At 67.4% G+C, this 16349-nt stretch carries 16 protein-coding genes; 11 read left to right on the top strand and 5 right to left on the bottom strand.

Annotation, left to right across the window (positions count from 1 at the left end; translation table 11 throughout):
- Positions 1-383: 383 nt before the first annotated feature.
- Genes ACSQ12_RS17535 through ACSQ12_RS17525 form a run of 3 tightly spaced genes read left to right on the top strand, consistent with a single transcriptional unit; the run spans position 384 to position 3464 of the window.
- Positions 384-1946, top strand: a complete 1563-nt coding sequence (locus tag ACSQ12_RS17535) for a hypothetical protein (RefSeq protein ID WP_436066266.1) — start codon at positions 384-386, stop codon at positions 1944-1946.
- 10 nt (positions 1947-1956) lie between these two features.
- The gene (gene nth, locus ACSQ12_RS17530) at positions 1957-2790 is read left to right on the top strand and encodes an endonuclease III (protein WP_436066265.1); all 834 of its coding nucleotides are present in this window, start codon (positions 1957-1959) and stop codon (positions 2788-2790) included.
- The gene (locus ACSQ12_RS17525; RefSeq protein WP_011693200.1) at positions 2787-3464 is read left to right on the top strand and encodes an NUDIX hydrolase; all 678 of its coding nucleotides are present in this window, start codon (positions 2787-2789) and stop codon (positions 3462-3464) included. Before nth ends, ACSQ12_RS17525 begins: the two co-directional genes overlap by 4 nt.
- 54 nt (positions 3465-3518) lie before the next feature.
- On the opposite strand, the gene ACSQ12_RS17520 is transcribed toward ACSQ12_RS17525, so the two are convergent.
- Together ACSQ12_RS17520 and ACSQ12_RS17515 are read right to left on the bottom strand one after the other, a co-directional pair.
- On the bottom strand, positions 3519-3719 hold the full coding sequence (locus ACSQ12_RS17520) for a YegP family protein (protein WP_209742525.1): 201 nt from the start codon (positions 3717-3719) through the stop codon (positions 3519-3521).
- A 159-nt stretch (positions 3720-3878) separates the two neighbouring features.
- Complete coding sequence (locus ACSQ12_RS17515; RefSeq protein ID WP_436066264.1) at positions 3879-5585, bottom strand: bifunctional 3'-5' exonuclease/DNA polymerase; 1707 nt, start codon at positions 5583-5585, stop codon at positions 3879-3881.
- A gap of 380 nt (positions 5586-5965) precedes the next feature.
- Here ACSQ12_RS17515 and ssd point away from each other — a divergent pair, with 380 nt between their 5' ends.
- From ssd to ACSQ12_RS17480, 7 genes are all read left to right on the top strand, one after another.
- A complete protein-coding gene (gene ssd, locus ACSQ12_RS17510; RefSeq protein ID WP_436066263.1) occupies positions 5966-7270 on the top strand; it encodes a septum site-determining protein Ssd in 1305 nt (434 codons plus the stop codon).
- Complete coding sequence (locus tag ACSQ12_RS17505; RefSeq protein WP_436066262.1) at positions 7267-8547, top strand: TadA family conjugal transfer-associated ATPase; 1281 nt, start codon at positions 7267-7269, stop codon at positions 8545-8547. Before ssd ends, ACSQ12_RS17505 begins: the two co-directional genes overlap by 4 nt.
- A complete protein-coding gene (locus ACSQ12_RS17500; RefSeq protein ID WP_436067023.1) occupies positions 8547-9377 on the top strand; it encodes a hypothetical protein in 831 nt (276 codons plus the stop codon). The genes ACSQ12_RS17505 and ACSQ12_RS17500 overlap by 1 nt, the downstream gene beginning before the upstream one ends.
- Positions 9374-9988 (top strand): type II secretion system F family protein, encoded by a 615-nt coding sequence (locus tag ACSQ12_RS17495; RefSeq protein ID WP_436066261.1) that lies wholly within the window; start codon positions 9374-9376, stop codon positions 9986-9988. Before ACSQ12_RS17500 ends, ACSQ12_RS17495 begins: the two co-directional genes overlap by 4 nt.
- A gap of 168 nt (positions 9989-10156) precedes the next feature.
- Positions 10157-10450 (top strand): DUF4244 domain-containing protein, encoded by a 294-nt coding sequence (locus ACSQ12_RS17490; RefSeq protein WP_209742530.1) that lies wholly within the window; start codon positions 10157-10159, stop codon positions 10448-10450.
- Entirely contained in the window at positions 10447-10902 is a 456-nt protein-coding gene (locus ACSQ12_RS17485; RefSeq protein WP_209742531.1) for a TadE family type IV pilus minor pilin, read from the top strand. The genes ACSQ12_RS17490 and ACSQ12_RS17485 overlap by 4 nt, the downstream gene beginning before the upstream one ends.
- Positions 10899-11369 (top strand): Rv3654c family TadE-like protein, encoded by a 471-nt coding sequence (locus ACSQ12_RS17480; RefSeq protein ID WP_436066260.1) that lies wholly within the window; start codon positions 10899-10901, stop codon positions 11367-11369. Before ACSQ12_RS17485 ends, ACSQ12_RS17480 begins: the two co-directional genes overlap by 4 nt.
- A 147-nt stretch (positions 11370-11516) precedes the next feature.
- Here the strand turns inward: ACSQ12_RS17480 and ACSQ12_RS17475 are convergent, their stop codons facing one another.
- Positions 11517-13931 carry a DEAD/DEAH box helicase gene (locus tag ACSQ12_RS17475; RefSeq protein ID WP_436066259.1) on the bottom strand — a complete coding sequence of 805 codons (2415 nt, stop codon included), beginning with the start codon at positions 13929-13931 and terminating at the stop codon, positions 11517-11519.
- 107 nt (positions 13932-14038) lie between these two features.
- Positions 14039-14731, bottom strand: a complete 693-nt coding sequence (locus ACSQ12_RS17470; RefSeq protein ID WP_209742533.1) for a GNAT family N-acetyltransferase — start codon at positions 14729-14731, stop codon at positions 14039-14041.
- Positions 14732-14875: 144 nt separating this feature from the next.
- Here ACSQ12_RS17470 and trhO point away from each other — a divergent pair, with 144 nt between their 5' ends.
- Positions 14876-15769: an oxygen-dependent tRNA uridine(34) hydroxylase TrhO gene (trhO, locus tag ACSQ12_RS17465; protein ID WP_436066258.1), complete on the top strand. Its 894-nt coding sequence runs from the start codon at positions 14876-14878 to the stop codon at positions 15767-15769.
- A 15-nt stretch (positions 15770-15784) separates the two neighbouring features.
- Here the strand turns inward: trhO and ACSQ12_RS17460 are convergent, their stop codons facing one another.
- Positions 15785-16324, bottom strand: a complete 540-nt coding sequence (locus tag ACSQ12_RS17460) for a hypothetical protein (protein WP_436066257.1) — start codon at positions 16322-16324, stop codon at positions 15785-15787.
- Positions 16325-16349: the final 25 nt, after the last annotated feature.

Below are 16349 nucleotides of genomic sequence, written 5' to 3'. Positions count from 1 at the left end.
AGAGCTGTTCCGAAATACACACTAATACCTGCCCCGCAGCGTGCGTGTGCCCCGTCACATAGTGAACCGTGAGCGGCATTTATTAAGCGCCGAGTGGTTCCGGAGCCCCGCATCCGGCGATCCCGGATGCGGTAGCCGGAAGCCTGGCCGGCCCCTCCCTAAGGGTCGTGTCCACCCCGTGAACAGGCGGGTGTGCTATGCGAATTCCGCTGGTATTCCGCTGCGTCCGCCTCCGGCCCGTCAGCTAGTGATCAGCCAATCACTTGGCTAGGCTGAGATGGAGTTGTGACATCCGATGGAGGCAACAGGACCGCTTGGCGGTCCCGTTTCTGCCTGCCGTTAGGAGGCGCTGTCCAGGGCGCCGCCGTGCTAAGGAGAACAGAATGAACCAGCAGAGCCATGGACAGCACAAAGCCGTCCATCAGCATCCCGGTCAGGCGACAGGCCCGGCGAATTCCGGCAAGCCGGCAAGTGCGGACGGGGCGAAGCCCGCGGGAAGCAGGCTGACCGGAAAGAAGAATGAAACGGTCCTTGGCGCGTTCACCGTGCGCGACCTCACCGTCTTTGCGTCGACGCTTCTTCTGTTTGTCGCGTCGCTGATCCCGATGTTCGCTTCCCGGTACAACCTGTGGAACCTGGGCAACCTCTTCTTCCTGGGCCTGGGGATCATCCTGCCCCTCATCGTGACCGCCCTTTTTGTAGCCCGCAGGCTGAGCCCCGAATCCAGGGTGCGGATCGGGTCCCTGTCCATTGACCAGTTCGCATCTGTGGTCGCTTCGTTTTCCCTGGGGTTCTTTTTCCTGTCCGCCGCCCAGGAATTCGTACCGGTCCTGCTGGTGGGACTGATCGGATCCGTAGGACTCTTTGCGGCCACTGTGCTGGCACGCATCATTCCGTTCCTGGCCGGCGACTTCCTGGACCGCGCCGAGGTTCCCGCGCATGTTGTGGCCCGTGAGTCCGCCGCACCGTTCCGCAAGCCCAGCGCCCCGAAGGAGCCCAAGCCCGCCAAGGAGCCGGGCTCCAGCACGTTGGCCGGCTGGTCGAAGCGACTGACGGCCGGTGCTGCAGGGGGCGGGGGTGCCGCCGACGCTCCCGCTGGAGGCAAGGGTGCCCCCGCAAGTGCGGTCCAGAACGGCGGCCGTCCCTACGCCGGCGCCTCAGCCGGAGATACGCCGCTTGCGGCCACGCACCATGGAGCAACGCAGTTCGGGACACCACAGCATGAGCCAGCACAGCATGGCGCAGCCAGGCAGGGTGACGCCGTTCCGGCAGCTGCCGCAGGCGTGGCCGCATCATCGGGCCATGCGGCGGGCAACAACGCCGCTGCCGCCGCGGGGGCCGCCGCGGTAGGTGCTGCAGCCGCCAGCCGCGGTGCCGACGCGTCGCCCGCAACGCAGGCCGCCGACGTCGTTCCTTCCGCCTCCGAGCGGACGCAAGCCGCAGACGTTGTTCCTTCCGTCTCCGAGCGGACGCAAGCCGCAGACGTTGTTCCTTCCGTCTCCGAGCGGACGCAAGCCGCAGACGTTGTTCCTTCCGTCTCCGAGCGGACGCAAGCCGCCGGCGTCGTTCCTTCCGTCTCCGAGCGGACGCAAGCCGCCGGCCCGGAGGCCCACTCCAGTCAGGCCACAGGCGCAGTACCCTCCGCATCGGCTCCTGCTGAGACGATGCTGAACCCGCAGGTGAGGTCGCAGGAGCCCATCGGTGCCACGGTTGACCCCTACAGCCGCCCCGAGGAAGACGAGGAGCAGCCGGTCCACGAGGCTTTCTGGTTCGCCGTGGCCCAGCCCCGCACTGCCATCGACGAGCGGACGGGCATGCCCGCGTTCGTGATCGATCCCGGCGGATGGGTTCTTGCCCTGGAAGACCGGGGGCACGAATTCCTGGTGCAGCACACTGACGGCCGGGTGGGCGTGCTGCGGGACCTCAGCAACATCGAGCGCGGCTAGCCGGCCGCCGGTGGCCACTCTTTCCGGCACCCCGAAGCCGGGCAGCATTATTCCGCGGACGTCCGGGGAATCCCTGCTGGGGCTGAAGCGGCGGGCCCGCAGGATCAACCGGGCGCTCGCTGAGCTTTACCCCTATGCGCACGCCGAGCTGGACTTCCGCAGCCCCTTCGAGCTCCTCGTGGCGACGGTGCTCTCGGCCCAGACCACCGATGTGGTGGTCAACCAGGTCACACCGATGCTGTTTGCCCGGTATCCGAACGCCCGGAGCATGGCCGAAGCCGACCCCGCCGAGCTCGAAGTGATCCTCAAGCCCACCGGTTTCTTCCGCGCGAAAGCGAGGAACGTCATGGCGCTGTGCAACCGGCTGGTGGACGAGTACGACGGTGAGGTGCCGCCGCGGTTGCAGGACCTGGTAACGCTGCCCGGTGTGGGTCGTAAGACTGCCAACGTGGTGCTGGGCAACGCCTTCGGCATTCCCGGGATTACCGTGGACACGCATTTTGGCCGCCTTGCCAGGCGGTTGGGCTGGACCGAATCCGACGATCCCGTCCGCGTTGAGGCCGATGTGGCCGAGCTGTTCGAACCGCGGGACTGGACCATGCTCTCGCACCGGGTGGTGTTTCACGGACGGCGCGTCTGCCATGCACGGAAGCCGGCCTGCGGTGCCTGTGCGGTGGCCACGTGGTGCCCCAGCTACGGGGCGGGGGAGACGGACCCGGAGAAGGCACGCAAGCTGCTCAAATACGAGCTCGCGCCCGGGCAGGAGGCGCTCCTGGCGCAACTGCTGGCTGAAACACACCGGGCTGCTGAAATCCGGATGGAATCACAAAAGCGGGGGAAATGACCGCCCGCCAGGACCTCGTGGACCTCATTGCCGCCATTGACGCCGGGAGCGGCCCGGCGCGCAATCCCTACTGGCGCGATCTCGCGGTGGATGACAGCGTTGCCCGCAAAGCCGCCGTGCTGATGCTGTTCGGTGCCTTGGACAACGTTCCGGCCGCTTCGGGAAAGCCGCTGGCACCGGCCGACCTTGATGTCCTGCTGCTGGAACGCGCCCACACGCTGGACGATCACCCCGGCCAGGTGGCGTTTCCGGGCGGCGGGATCGACCCCGGCGAGACCCCCATCGAAGCGGCCCTCCGCGAAGCCGAAGAGGAAACAGGGTTGGACTCGGCCGGGGTGGAGGTACTGGGTGCCATGCCGCAGCTGGCCTTGCCCCGCGGGAATTTCCTGGTGACGCCCGTCCTTGCCTGGTGGCACTCGCCGTCGCCTGTCCGGGTGGTGGACTACGGTGAATCGGCCCAGGTTTTCCGGGTCCCGGTCCGGGACCTTCTGGATCCCGACAACCGCGTGATGGCAACGGTCAGCCGGGCCGGCCAGTCGTTCCTGAGCCCTGCCTTCGTGGTGAACAAAGTGGTGGTCTGGGGCTTTACCGGGATGATCCTGAACGAACTGTTCGATCACCTGGGCTGGTCCGTTCCCTGGGACCGGTCGCGGTTGCACCAGATCGATGTGTGAGCACCCGATGTAAGCTCTGGGCGGGCCGGTTGCCCGTCCGGGCGGCCCGCGGCGCTAGCCGGAAGCCAGTTCCCTCCGGGAGCGGTTTACGACCAGCCCGGTGGCTGCATTCTCGCGGACCGCGTTGATGCCTGCGACCACGCCTTTGAGCGTCTTGAACCGTGGCGAAACCGCCACCAACGTGCCGTCGTCGGCCGTGAGCCGGAAGTAGAAAGCTTCTTCCTCCGCATTAACAATTTCAAATGTGCCAGCCACTATGTGGTGCCTCCCCAAGTTCCATGCGTCATTGCATCGGCCGGTCCTTTATCGGAGCTGCACTGCCACTGCTGCGAACCGGCTAATCGAGCTTAACCGGGATGTGAGACAGTCCACAAAGCTACCAACAGGTAGGTTACAAAGCGCGACTTACAGGGGCTATTTCGCCTTGTCGTAGGAGTCCACCACTGCCACGCTCACCGGGAATTCCACCGGAATCCGGCCGAACAGCAGTTCCTTGGCGGCCGCAGCTGCCTCCTCGATGGCCCGGATACACGCGTCCACGGAGTCGTCGGGGCAGTGGACCATCACTTCGTCATGGAGGAAGAACACCAGCTCGCCCGTGGGTCCGCCGGCCGAGCGCATGGCGCGGAGCCGCCGTCGTAATTCCGCCAGCCAGCAGGCCGCCCAGTCCGCTGCCGACCCCTGGACCACGAAGTTGCGTGTGAACCGGCCGCGGGAGCGGGCAATCGCGTCCGCCCGGCGCTGTTCCTCGGCGGTGGTGGATTTCTGGCTCTGCAGCCAGCGGTCCGACGGCGGCGGGCTGCTGCGGCCCAGCCTGGAGGTGACCGTTCCGCCGGCCTCTCCCTCCCGGGCAGCCTGTTCCACGAAGCCGACGGCACGCGGGTACGTGCGGGTCAGCTGCGGCATAAGGCGCCCGGATTCGCCGGTGGTGGCCCCGTAGATGGCACCGAGCAGGGCCACCTTGGCTTTGGCGCGGTCACCGCCGAATCCCTGGGCTGCGATGCCCGCATAGAGATCCTTGTCCCGGGCTGCTTCGGCCATTTTGGAGTCCTGGGCCAGGGCCACCAGCACCCGCGGCTCGAGCTGCGAGGCGTCAGCCACGATGAGTTTATGGCCGGGATCGGCGTGCACGGCGCCGCGGATCTGGCGCGGAATCTGCAGTGCTCCGCCGCCGCGCGATGCCCACCGTCCGGAGACGACGCCTCCCACCACATACTCGGGCTGGAAGCGGCCGTTGTTCACCCAGGCGTCCAGCCAGGCCCAGCCGTTGGCCGCATGGAGCCGTGCCAGCTTCTTGTAGGCGAGGAGCGGTTCGATGGCCGGGTGACTGGATTCCTTGAGTTCCCATTGCCTGGTGGTCTTCACCTCAATGCCGTTCCGGTGCAGGGCGCGCATCAGTTCCTGGGGCGAATCCGGGTTGAGGCCTGGCGAGTTCAGGAGCCTGCGGAGCTCGGTGTTCAGCGCCTCGAGCCTGGCGGGCCGGTGGCCCAGCGGCGGGCGCGGGCCCAGATAGTCCGCCAGGATCTCTTCGTGAAGTTCTTCGCGCCAGGGAACACCGGTGTGCTGCATTTCCACCGCGATCATGGCGCCCGCGGACTCAGCGGCGAGGAGCAACTGGAGGCGCTGCCTGCGGTTCGCGTCAGGGCTCGCCTGGCCGAGGGCTTCCTGTTGGGCGGCGTACTCGGTGCGCAGCTCCTCGAGTGAATGCCTTGGTGCCCGGCTGAGCCCGGAGTCCTCGAAGAGCGCCCCCTGATGTGCCGGCTGGGGCGGCGGCTGCAGGCTGCGTGGCGGCTGCTGCGAGTCGTCGTCCTGGGTGAGCTTTTCCGCGTTGCGGGCATAGGCAGTGTGGGCGGTGAACTCGGAGTGCGCCAGGATCGCTCCGCAGAGTGTGAGGTCGTAGCAGCGTTCCAGTTCAACACCCGCCGCCAGGAGCGCCGGATACCAGTCCTGCGTCCGGTGCCAGATCCAGCGCGGGCGCCGCTTTTCGAGTTCACGTACGACGCCGGCCATCTCGCCGGCGCTGATGAGGCGGGGTTTGGGGTTGGCCGCGGCGGCAGAGCCGTCCGCTGCCAGTTCCTGGAGGGCTGCGCCGTCGGCGTGGGCGGACAGCAGCAGGTACATAGTCCTAATTCTGCCTTGTGGAGTGCCATGTCGGCGCCGCAGTCCGCCCTGCAGGCAGCCTGTGCCCTTGTGCCGGTCCTGCGGGCCTACCGCGAGGGGGTCCTGCGGGCGCACCGCGAGGGGTTCCTGCGGGCGCACTTCCCCTCCACAGGTTGTTCGGTGCCGGAGGTTGTCCACATGGCGTGTGCGGGGTCTGTCCGGACGGGTCGGCGGGTCGGCACAGTGTCAGGATGAGCAGGCAGCATCTTCACGAACCCACGCCGGAGCCCACACCGGAATTCATGCCCGAATTCAGCGGCCGCGGCCCCGGCCCCGTGACGGTCCCGGGCCGAGGTATTGGTCCAGCCTCCGGAGCGTCAGCCGGGCCTCCGGAGCCGGGCATGGCGGCACGCCGTGCGGCGCGGGCCACAGCGTCGGGAGATGACGGCGTTTCGCGCCGAAAAGCGTCCCGGGCACGGAATGGAACTGAAGAAGAAGCAGCCAAACCGCGCGCCCAGGAAGGACGATCCACGCGCGGGCGGCAGACGCCCGGCCGGCAGGCTGATGCGGGCAGGCGGCCAGGCCAGGCCAGGGCGGCAGCCCGCGGAACCACGGCAAGGGATGCCCTGCCGGCCGCCCGGGCTCCCGGCGCCTGGCTTCCGGCCGAGTCTGCGGAAACGCTCCTGGTGACCGGCTTTGACTTTCTGCGCGGCGAGGTTGAACGGATCGTGGCCGCTGCCGGCGGCCAGATTCGCGTCGCAGCCGATGCCACCGAAGCGGCCCCTTTCTGGGACACCGCGGCCGTAGTACTTGTGGGCAGCGATATCCGGGAGCTGCCGCCCCGCCGCCGGGCACCTGCCGTGCTCGTGGGCCTGGGCGGTGAGGGCGATAGCCTCTGGCACCTTGCCGCGGCCCTGGGCGCCGAACGCGTGGCGGTACTACCGGATGCCGCCGCGTGGCTGGCTGAATACCTGAGCCGCTCACGGTCACCGGAAGCCGGCGGGCTCGTCCTGGGTGTGACAGGCGGGTGCGGGGGAGCCGGCGCCACTACCGCTTCGATCTGGATCGCCCAGGCTGCCGCGGAGTGGGGAGCCCGGGTCCTGTTGATTGATGGCGATCCTTGGGGCGGCGGCCTGGAACTGGCCCTTGCTGCCGAAGAATCACCCGGTCTGCGGTGGAGCGACCTTTCAGAGGCGAGCGGGAGCATCGATCCGGAACAGCTGTCCGACGCGCTGCCCGTGGCGGGCGGGTTCTCCTTCCTGTCCTGGCCGGGCAGCCGCGAACGCCAAAAGGGTGTGGAGGCAGCCACCGTGGGCGGTGTCCTCGATGCCGCGCGGCGTGGGTACGAACTCGTCCTGGTGGACATCGGCCGCGGAACGGAGCCGCTGCGGACGTTCGCCTGGGACTGCGACCGCATCCTCATGGTGGCCCCCGCGCAGCTCAAGGCCGCCGTTTCGTCCGCCAGACTCCTGCAGGAACTCCCCCCGGTGGAGACTGCGCTGGTGATCAGGGGCAAGGCGGGAGCCGTCCTCGACGGGCCGCTGATCGCGGAATCCGTAGGGTTGCCCCTGCAAGGACTTGTTCCGGAGGTGAAGGGCACGGCCAACGCCACGGAGCTGGGCCGGCTGTTGGAAATGGGCCGCCGGCGCAGCGTGCGCCGGTTCGCCGCCTCGGTACTCGACCTGCTGGGTGGTGAGCTTCCATGAGCACGCCTCCGCAGATGCCGGGTGCGTCCCGGTTTCCCGGGCCGGCCGGCGGCCTCAGGCGGCGGCAGAACAGTGCACTGGACGCCGGGCTGCTCGAATCGGTCCGCGAATCAGTGATGGCCGATTCCGGTCCGGTGACCCCCTCCCGGGTGGCCGCTGCCGTTCAGGCCACGGGAAGGCTCCTGGGCACGGCGGGGTCGCTGGCCGCCGTCGAAAGGATCAGCGCAGAGCTCAACGGCCTGGGACCGTTGCAGGCGCTGACCAGGGATCCGTCCGTCACGGACATCTTCGTCAACGCCCCGGACTCCGTCTGGCTGGACCGCGGAAACGGCCTGGAGCAGGCGGCGGTGTCGTTCTCCTCCGAAAGCGAGGTCCGTTCGCTGGCGGCCCGCCTCGTGGCGGCAGGCGGGCGGCGCCTTGACGACGGATCCCCGTGCGTGGATGTCAGGCTTGAGGCCGGATACCGGGTCCACGCAGTCCTCCCGCCGATCTCGACAGCCGGGACGCTGTTGAGCGTCAGAATCCGCCGTCACGAGGTGTTTACGCTGGACGAGCTCCGGGACGGCGGCATGTTTGGTTCCTTGGTCCAGGACGTCCTGGAACGCGTGGTTTCACGGCGCCTGAGCTTCCTCGTCAGCGGTGCCACCGGGTCGGGGAAGACCACCCTCCTCTCAACGCTCCTGGGGCTGAGCGAGCCTGGCGAACGGCTCGTCCTGATCGAGGATGCTTCCGAGCTGAACCCCGTCCACCCGCACGTGGTGTCACTTGAGTCGAGGCACGGAAACCTCGAAGGCGGCGGTGCCGTGGACCTCGCCGAACTCGTGCGGCAGGCCCTCCGAATGAGGCCCGACCGCCTGGTGGTGGGGGAATGCCGCGGAGCCGAGGTCCGCGAACTCCTGACCGCCATGAACACCGGACACACCGGCGGCGGCGGAACCATCCACGCGAACACAGCTGCCGCCGTGCCTGCCCGGCTCACGGCGCTGGGGGCCCTTGCCGGAATGGGCCAGGACGCCATGCGGCTGCAGGTTGCCAGCGCTTTGGACGTTGTGGTGCATGTTGAGCGGTCCCGCGGCATCCGTCAGGTGGCTTGCATCGGGGTGGTTGACGACGGCCCCCTCGGACTGGAAGTCTCGGCTGCCGTGGCCGTGCAGGCGGGTGCCGTCAGCCTTGGAGCCTCATGGCCGAAGCTGGCGCGAAGACTGGGCATTGATGCTTCCGGCGCCGCGGACCCCGGTGCCGGACCCGTGGGGCCAGTGCACAGGGGAAGCGAATGATGGTTCTCTTCGTCACAGCACTGGTACTCGCCGCATGGCTGATGGCCCGGCCGCCAGGCGGCCGTGCAGGGAGGATCCGCACAGCACTGAACCCCGGGCACCCGGACTCGCAAGGCAGGCGAGGCTCCCGAAGTGCGCTCGGGATCAAGGGAAGAGGCGGCCGGCCAAGTGGGGCACCGGTCTGGAACGCCATCCGGGCAGGGAAGTCGCGCCAACAATCGCAGGTAGTGCCCATGACGGTTGTGGTCCAGCAGTTGGCTGCGCTGCTCAAAGGAGGCCGTACGCCGTCACGGCTGTGGGACGAACTCTGGATGGTCTATTCCGTGGAGGAGCCGCCCGGATCCGGACCCGGTGACGAGCCGGGATTCACCCCCGGGTCGTTGTCGATGGTGTCAGTGGCCCGGGCAGCCGCCCTGCGGGGCTCCCCCGTGGCGGAGGCCATTCGGGCGGCATCTGCTGCAGCCTTCCCTGGAGGCCAAAACCGCGAACGGCGCATCTGGGGCGAAATCGCGGCGTGCTTCGATATTGCCGCAGCGAGCGGCTGCCCGCTGGCCGACGTCCTGACCCGTCTGGCGGCGCAGCTTGAGGTGGAGGACGACGCCGAAGCCGCCCGCCAGACCGCCCTGGCAGGTCCGAAGGCAACGGTCACCCTCCTGACCTGGCTGCCCCTGTTGGGCCTGGGGCTCGGGGTTGCCCTAGGCGTGGATCCGCTGTCCATCCTGCTCGGCACGCCGTTTGGGATGGCTGCGCTCGCAGCCGGAGTAGCGCTGACCGTGGCCGGCCGGATCTGGTCTGCCAGGCTCGTCCGCTCTGCCATTGGAACACCATGACGGCGGAATGGCTGCCGTCGGCGGTCGTGGCACTTGTGCTGGCCGCGGCCGCTGCCCTGGCCTTGACCGGACGCGGTAGCCCGTACAGGAGACTTCTTCGGCGGAGCCGGCTGACCATGGACAACGGAGGGAACGGCGATGCCGGGACAACCCGTCCGGCTCTTCGGGCCGGGGAGGGCCTGCGCGACACCGCCATGATGCTGGAGCTGATCGGGGCCATGCTGGACGCCGGCTCGGGGATCGGGCGTGCACTGGAACTCGTCGCTGATTCAGCCTCACCCGAGTACCGCCATTCGCTCCGTCCCGTTGTGTCGGCGCTGGCCATTGGAGCCGACTGGGAAACAGCGTGGCGCAGTTCCGAGGTCAGGACTCCGGAGCTGTTGATCCTGCGGCAGGCACTGGGCTTTGCCGCCCTGACCGGGGCGCCGTCGTCGGCCATTCTCTACGCACAGGCAGCCAGGCTGCGCAGGGAACGCTTCAGGGCGGCGGAAAAGTGTGCTGCCGCCCTCGGCGTACGGCTGGTGGTCCCGCTTGGCCTCTGTTCGCTGCCCGCCTTCGTCTGCCTGGGCGTGGTCCCGGTCTTGCTGGCGATGCTTCCCACCGGAAGCTGACCCAGGGTCCCGGATGGAGGGAGGCCCGACCGCGGCCAAGTCTTCCTCCACAGCCACGGCTTTCCGGGCTTTTCCACTTAGCCGAACCTCTCCCTTATCTCCATTCGGCCAAGCCGGGAGAGTCGAATCAGCCGGCAGATCAGCCGGAAAACAATGGAAGGAACTGCAATGTCAACTACATCCAACCACCGCCCGTACGCCCAGACTGAGCCCACCGGCCAGGCCGTCCACGCGGACGCAGAAGTGCTGGAGATCTACCCGGGTGCCCGGGAAGCGGCGCCCGTGTCCGGCAGGGCGCGACGGCGTCTTACGGGATCCGAAGTGGGAATGGCCACCGCGGAATACGCCATCGCTACCCTCGCCGCAGTGGGTTTCGCCGGGATCCTGGTGTTCATCCTTCGCAGTGACGAAGTCCGGGGCTTCCTGCTGAACCTGATCCGGACGGCGCTGGCGTTGCCATGACGCAGGGGTTGCGCCGCTGCCGGGTGGCGGACCGCGGAGCTGTGACCGCCGAGTTCGCGGTGGCGTTGCCGGCTGTCCTTCTTCTCCTGGCGCTGCTGCTTGCGGGATCGGCGGCGGGGATTACCCAGCTTCGGCTCGAAGAAGCGGCACGGGCCGGGGCAAGGGCGCTGGCGCGAGGGGAAGACGCCGGCGCCGTGGAGGGTATCGTCCGGCAACTCGCCGGGGGCTCGGCATCATCATCCATCGTGGGTGAGGGTGAATGGCTCAGTGTCACGGTTTCAGGCAGGGTGTCCGGGCCAGTCGGGTCCATCATCCCGTGGACGTTGTCCGCCCGGGCTTTGGCCAGGAGCGAAACCGCGGAGTCCGTGCGAGTCCGTCCGTCGGAGACGTGGACCGTACCGGCACACTCCGGGCACGTCCGGGAGCAGCGTCCCGAAGCTGTGGCCTCGTGAACGTGGCGGGGGCTCCGCACCCGGGAAATCCGGAACCGGGGAACGGCGAACAGGGAAATCCGAAACCCGGGAACGGCGAGCAGGGAAATCCGGAACCGGGCGGAGCACATGCCGGTGAGCCGGAACATGGCCATGAGCGCGGATCCGGAACGGTTCTTGCCGCCGGGCTCGGCATGGTGGTGATGCTAGCCATGGCGTTGATGCTGTTGCTGGCCCAGTCCGCCGTGATGGCATCCAGGGCAGCGGCGGCCGCCGACCTGGCAGCGCTGGCGGCCGCCGACGCGCTGCGCGGGATCAGCCATGGCGTGCCGTGCTCCGTGGCGGCCGATGTTGCCGGCCGGCAAGGGGCGAAAATAACCAGTTGCACGGAAGGAGGAAGTGACACCGTCGAGGTCCGGACAGAGCTCTTGAACAGGAGCATGTTCGGCGTGGCGACCGGCCACGCCAGGGCAGGCCCGCCGCCATGACCGGGCACCATGCCCTGGCCCATTGGTCCGCCTCCCTGAACAGCACCCACGAGCCGCCCCCGTGAGGGACCGGTGACGAAGTCCGGGAGGCGGGGCTCAGGAAGCCGGGCTCAGGCGCGGCCGGGAAGCCGGGCCAGGGGGACGGGCCTAAAAGGGGGCTGCGTGCTCTTCCGCCAGTGCACCAGGGGTCCGGGCACCAGCCGGCTGCCCGGCGAGTTGTTCGGTGGCGTCCTTCAGCAGGACGTCGATCAAGGTGATCGCCGCCGCCTTGTCCAGCGGGTTGTTCTTGTTGCCGCACTTGGGCGACTGAACACAGGACGGGCAGCCGGCGTCGCACTCGCAGGCCGCAATCGCGTCACGGGTGGCGGAGAGCCATACCTTGGCCTTGTCGAAACCGCGCTCGGCAAAACCGGCGCCGCCGGGGTGCCCGTCGTACACAAAGATCGTGGGCACCCCGGTGTCGGCATGAATGGCGGTGGATACCCCGCCGATGTCCCAGCGGTCGCTGGACGCCACGAGCGGCAGGAGTCCGATGGCAGCGTGTTCGGCTGCATGCAGGGCACCGGGGAACTGGGCTTCGATCAGCCCGGCCCCCGTCAACGAACGGTTGTCCACCACGAACCAGACGGCCTTGGTGAACAAATCCCTGGCGCCGAGCTCCAGCGGCTCCTCGCCCAGAATCTCATTCGAAATCAGCGCCTTACGCTGGAAGGAGACCACCTGAGTTGTCACCTTCACGTCCCCGAAGTGCACGGCGACGTCTCCCCATTGCGCCGTCCGCTGCGTCTCCAGGACTTCGATCTGGGTCACATCACGGGCCGTGGTGTAGTAATCGGGGTTGGCGCGGCGAACCACCACGCAGTGGTCTGCCTCGTTCAGGTCCTCCACCACATAGCTGTCGCCCTGATGGACGTACACGGCACCGGTGTGGGCCTGATAGTGAGTTTGCGGCGAGTCCATGGTGCCCAGCAGGGAACCCGTCTCGGCGTCGACGATGCTCACGGGACCGCCGCCGTCGGCCCTCAGGTTCACCATGGCCGCCGCGCTTTGCGGGTGCGTCCAGAACCAGCCGGCCGGACGCTTGCGCAGGTAACCCTGGGAGACGAGCTGGTCCAGGAGTTTCTCCGCGGTGTCACCGAACAGGTCAAGCTCCGCGTAACCCAGTGGTAGTTCCGCTGCGGCGGCACACAGGTGCGGTCCCAGCACGTACGGATTGGAGGGATCGAACACCGTGGCCTCGACGGAAACATCAAAGATGGCTTCCGGGTGGTTCACCAGGTAGGTGTCCAAGGGATCATCGCTGGCCACAAAAGCGGCGATGGCGTCCTGGCCGGCGCGCCCCGCCCGGCCGATCTGCTGGAAGAGTGAAGCCCTGGTCCCGGGCCACCCGGCAACCAGGACGGCGTCCAAGCCCGAGATGTCGATCCCGAGTTCAAGGGCCGAGGTGCTGGAGACGCCCAGGAGTTCCCCGGACCTCAGCGCCCGCTCCAGCGCCCGGCGCTCCTCGGGGAGGTAGCCGGAACGGTAGGCGGCAACACGCTGGGGGAGGCTGGGATCCACCTCATCCAGAAGCCTCTTGGTGATGGCGGAGATGGTCTCTGCCCCGCGCCTCGATTTGATGAACGCGATGGTCCGGATGCGGGAGGACACCAGGTTTGCCAGCAGGTCGGCGGTTTCGGCCACGGCAGTCCTGCGTTCCTTGGCGCCGTTCTCGCCGCGCAATTCAGTGAGGGCAGGCTCCCAGAACGCCACGGTGGTGGAACCGTGCGGTGAGGAATCCTCGGATACGGCGCGGACCGGCGCGCCGATGAGCCGGCCGAAGGAGGTTCCCGGCTCGGATGCGGTCGCCGAAGCGGCGATAAACACCGGACCGGGCTGGGAGGTGCTGGTGCTGTAATAAGCGCAGATGCGCCGCAACCGACGCATCAGGTTGGCCACATGGGAGCCGAAGACGCCCCGGTAGCTGTGGGCCTCGTCGACAATCACGTACTTGAGCCGGCGGAAGAAACTCGCCCACCAGGCGTGGTTGGGCAGGATGCCGAAGTGCAGCATGTCGGGGTTGGCCAGGATCACGTTGGCGTGGTCCCTAATCCAGCGCCGGGACGCCGGGTCGGTGTCGCCGTCGTACGTTTCGGCCCTGACAGTCGGGAGCTTGAGCGAGCGGATGGCGGCAAGCTGGTCGGCGGCCAGGGCTTTGGTGGGGGAGAGATACAACGCCACGGCGCCGTCGTCGTGGATTTTTCCCGGTTCGGACAGTACCCGCAGCTCCGAGCGGTGGATCGCGTCCAGCGCAGGCAGTTGATAGGCCAGCGACTTTCCGGAGGCGGTCCCGGTGGCGATCACGACATGTTCCCCGTCATGGGCAAGGTTGGCCGCCTGGATCTGGTGGCGGTACGGCTCGTGGATGCCGAGGGAACCGTAAGCCTCGACGATGTCGGGGTGGGCCCATTCCGGCCACGGCTCGTTCACGGCCTGGCGGGCCGGAATGGTGCGGACATGACGCAACTGTTCCGGGTCCGGGCCACGGCCCAGCAACGGAATCAGGGAGTCATGGGGGTTCACTTCAATATTGTTTCATCCGGGCTCAAATCGCCGGACATGAGCAACCGGGCAGCAACAGGTCCGGCACCAACAACCCCTGCATGGCAGCCCGACCGGCTGCAGCAGTCTTAACCGACGGAAAGGTCAGCGCCTTCGTTCGATGCCGACAGCATCAGCACGTGGCACAGGGTGGTCCAGCCCAGGTGCGAGTACAGCTTCTGCCCGTCCAGGGAGGCCAGCAACAGGCCGTTTTCCACGTCGTGTTCAAACGCCTGCGCCGCCAATGCCTTCATGATGAAACTCCCCAGCCCGCGCCGCTGGTACGCCGGTTCGGTGACGATCTTGTCGAACACCGCCGTGTGGCCCACCACGAAGACGCGGCCGCTGGCTGCCACGGATTCCCCGGCGTTCACCACGGCATGGTGGACGCCGTCCTTTTTGAAGGAGGTCAGCTTCAGGTCATCGTCGGACAGCCAGGGGTCCTCGGAGTCCTGAGTCTCCATGTCCACGATCATCATGGTTTGCGAGGCGGAGGTGACGTTCAGGCCTTGTTGCTGGGCGAGGTAGGTATATCGCGCGACGTCGTTGGTGAGGATGGTGAGGATCCGGGCCGGAGCTTCCGCTGTCTTGGCAGCCAGCTCGGCGAATTCAGTGTCCGAGGGATCGTGGGCGAAATATTCCCATTCCTTCGTGGTGTCCGCGCGCAGCGCGGCCGGAAAGCGGCCTTCCGTTCGCGTCTCGTAGCCCCGGCAACCGGCCCATCCGGTTACCCAGATTTCCACGAGGCGGGTGATGTCTTCAACCATGGCGTCTGGACTCATGTGATGAGAGTATTCCAGCCCTGCCGCAAGCAACAGGGGGTATGGCCCGGGAGGGAGGCTTGCTTATTGAATTGTGACCGGAACCGTTGGTAGAGGCTAAGGCCCCGTTTCGGCCGCTTTCGGTCAGCAAGTACCCTTAAATACGTGGCTTTGAACCGAATTGTGCTCTTTTACGGCTTTACTCCGATCGCAGATCCCGACGCCGTGCGCCTGTGGCAGCGCGCCCTGTGCGAGAAGCTGGGACTGACCGGACGCATCCTCATCTCCAAGGACGGCATCAATGCGACCGTAGGCGGCGAGCTGAACGCCGTCAAGCAGTACGTGAAGACGACCCGCGAATACAAGGGTTTCCACGGCATTGACGTCAAGTGGTCCGACGGCGGAGCGGAGGACTTTCCCCGCCTCAGCGTCAAGGTGCGGGACGAAATCGTATCCTTCGGCGCCCCCGGCGAGCTCAAGGTGGACGCCAACGGTGTGGTGGGCGGGGGCACCCATCTCAAGCCAGAGGAACTGCACCAGCTGGTTGATGCCAAGAAGGAAAGCGGCGAGGAAGTGGTGTTCTTCGACGGCCGCAACGCCTTCGAAGCCCGGATCGGCAAGTTCAAGGACGCAGTCGTCCCGGACGTGGCCACCACCCATGACTTCATCAAGGAACTCGAATCCGGCAAGTACGACGCCCTCAAGGACAAGCCGGTCGTCACGTACTGCACGGGCGGGATCCGCTGCGAGGTGCTCTCCAGCCTCATGGTGAACCGCGGCTTCAAGGAGGTCTACCAGCTCGACGGCGGGATTGTCCGCTACGGCGAGACCTTCAAGGACCAGGGCCTCTGGGAAGGGTCGCTGTACGTCTTCGACAAGCGCATGCACCTCGAATTCAGCGACGAAGCCAAAACGATCGGCGAGTGTGTCCGCTGCTCGGCTCCGACCAGCAAGTTCGAGAACTGTTCCAACCCGAGCTGCCGCACGCTCACGCTCTACTGCACGGAGTGCGCCTCCAGCCCGGAGACACTGCGCTGCCCGGAAGGCTGCGCCGCCTAGTTTGGCATCCCGCGCTCAGATCCTGCTGATCCGGTAGGCGAAGTTCGCTGCGGACTGGGCCGCCACCTCCACGCTGAGCACGGCGTCGTTGGACACGTGGATTACGTTCACGCGCGAAGTTCCGCACCGCAGGCTCAGGTCCACAAGAGCAAACTCCCCGTTGCGCACAGTGAACGACACCCTGCGCGGGCTTTTGCACGCCAGCGTCAGCGAGTAAGTGCCGCTGGGCAGCTGCCCGGTGCTCTCCTGGCGCGCGGTGCCCGCCTTGAGCAGGCCGAAACCCGTGTGGAAGACCTGGCCCGCCGTGTCCGGGAGGACCTGCCCGACCCACGCCTCAAGTTCCGCGCCGGTCACCGGGAGGTTCCGCCGGGGGTCCTGGGGGAGGGTTGCGTCGGTGAAGGGCGGCGCCGTCGCGGTGGGCAGCGGCCCGCGGCCGTCGTCGTACACGTACTCGCACGCGCTCAGTGCCGCACCGGCGGCCAGCGCACCGGAAAGCACGACGGCGGCCGCCGCGGCCGTACGCCGTGGCACCCGGGGTGCCTGCACGGTGTGCATACTCTGACTCTAGGCCTGCGGCCAC

Origin of the sequence: Arthrobacter sp. LjRoot14 (assembly GCF_964253905.1) — a bacterium.
In the GTDB taxonomy this organism is placed as follows: domain Bacteria; phylum Actinomycetota; class Actinomycetes; order Actinomycetales; family Micrococcaceae; genus Arthrobacter.
Note: the sequence above shows the minus strand (reverse complement) of the source record. Positions and strands in the feature narration are given on the sequence as shown.

Coding starts and splice junctions, on each gene's coding strand:
- ACSQ12_RS17535 (WP_436066266.1), top strand. CDS start 384: ATGAACCAGCAGAGCCATGGACAGCACAAAGCCGTCCATCAGCATCCC.
- ACSQ12_RS17525 (WP_011693200.1), top strand. CDS start 2,787: ATGACCGCCCGCCAGGACCTCGTGGACCTCATTGCCGCCATTGACGCC.
- ACSQ12_RS17515 (WP_436066264.1), bottom strand. CDS start 5,585: ATGTACCTGCTGCTGTCCGCCCACGCCGACGGCGCAGCCCTCCAGGAA.
- ssd (WP_436066263.1), top strand. CDS start 5,966: ATGGCGGCACGCCGTGCGGCGCGGGCCACAGCGTCGGGAGATGACGGC.
- ACSQ12_RS17505 (WP_436066262.1), top strand. CDS start 7,267: ATGAGCACGCCTCCGCAGATGCCGGGTGCGTCCCGGTTTCCCGGGCCG.
- ACSQ12_RS17500 (WP_436067023.1), top strand. CDS start 8,547: ATGGTTCTCTTCGTCACAGCACTGGTACTCGCCGCATGGCTGATGGCC.
- ACSQ12_RS17495 (WP_436066261.1), top strand. CDS start 9,374: ATGACGGCGGAATGGCTGCCGTCGGCGGTCGTGGCACTTGTGCTGGCC.
- ACSQ12_RS17490 (WP_209742530.1), top strand. CDS start 10,157: ATGTCAACTACATCCAACCACCGCCCGTACGCCCAGACTGAGCCCACC.
- ACSQ12_RS17485 (WP_209742531.1), top strand. CDS start 10,447: ATGACGCAGGGGTTGCGCCGCTGCCGGGTGGCGGACCGCGGAGCTGTG.
- ACSQ12_RS17470 (WP_209742533.1), bottom strand. CDS start 14,731: ATGAGTCCAGACGCCATGGTTGAAGACATCACCCGCCTCGTGGAAATC.
- ACSQ12_RS17460 (WP_436066257.1), bottom strand. CDS start 16,324: ATGCACACCGTGCAGGCACCCCGGGTGCCACGGCGTACGGCCGCGGCG.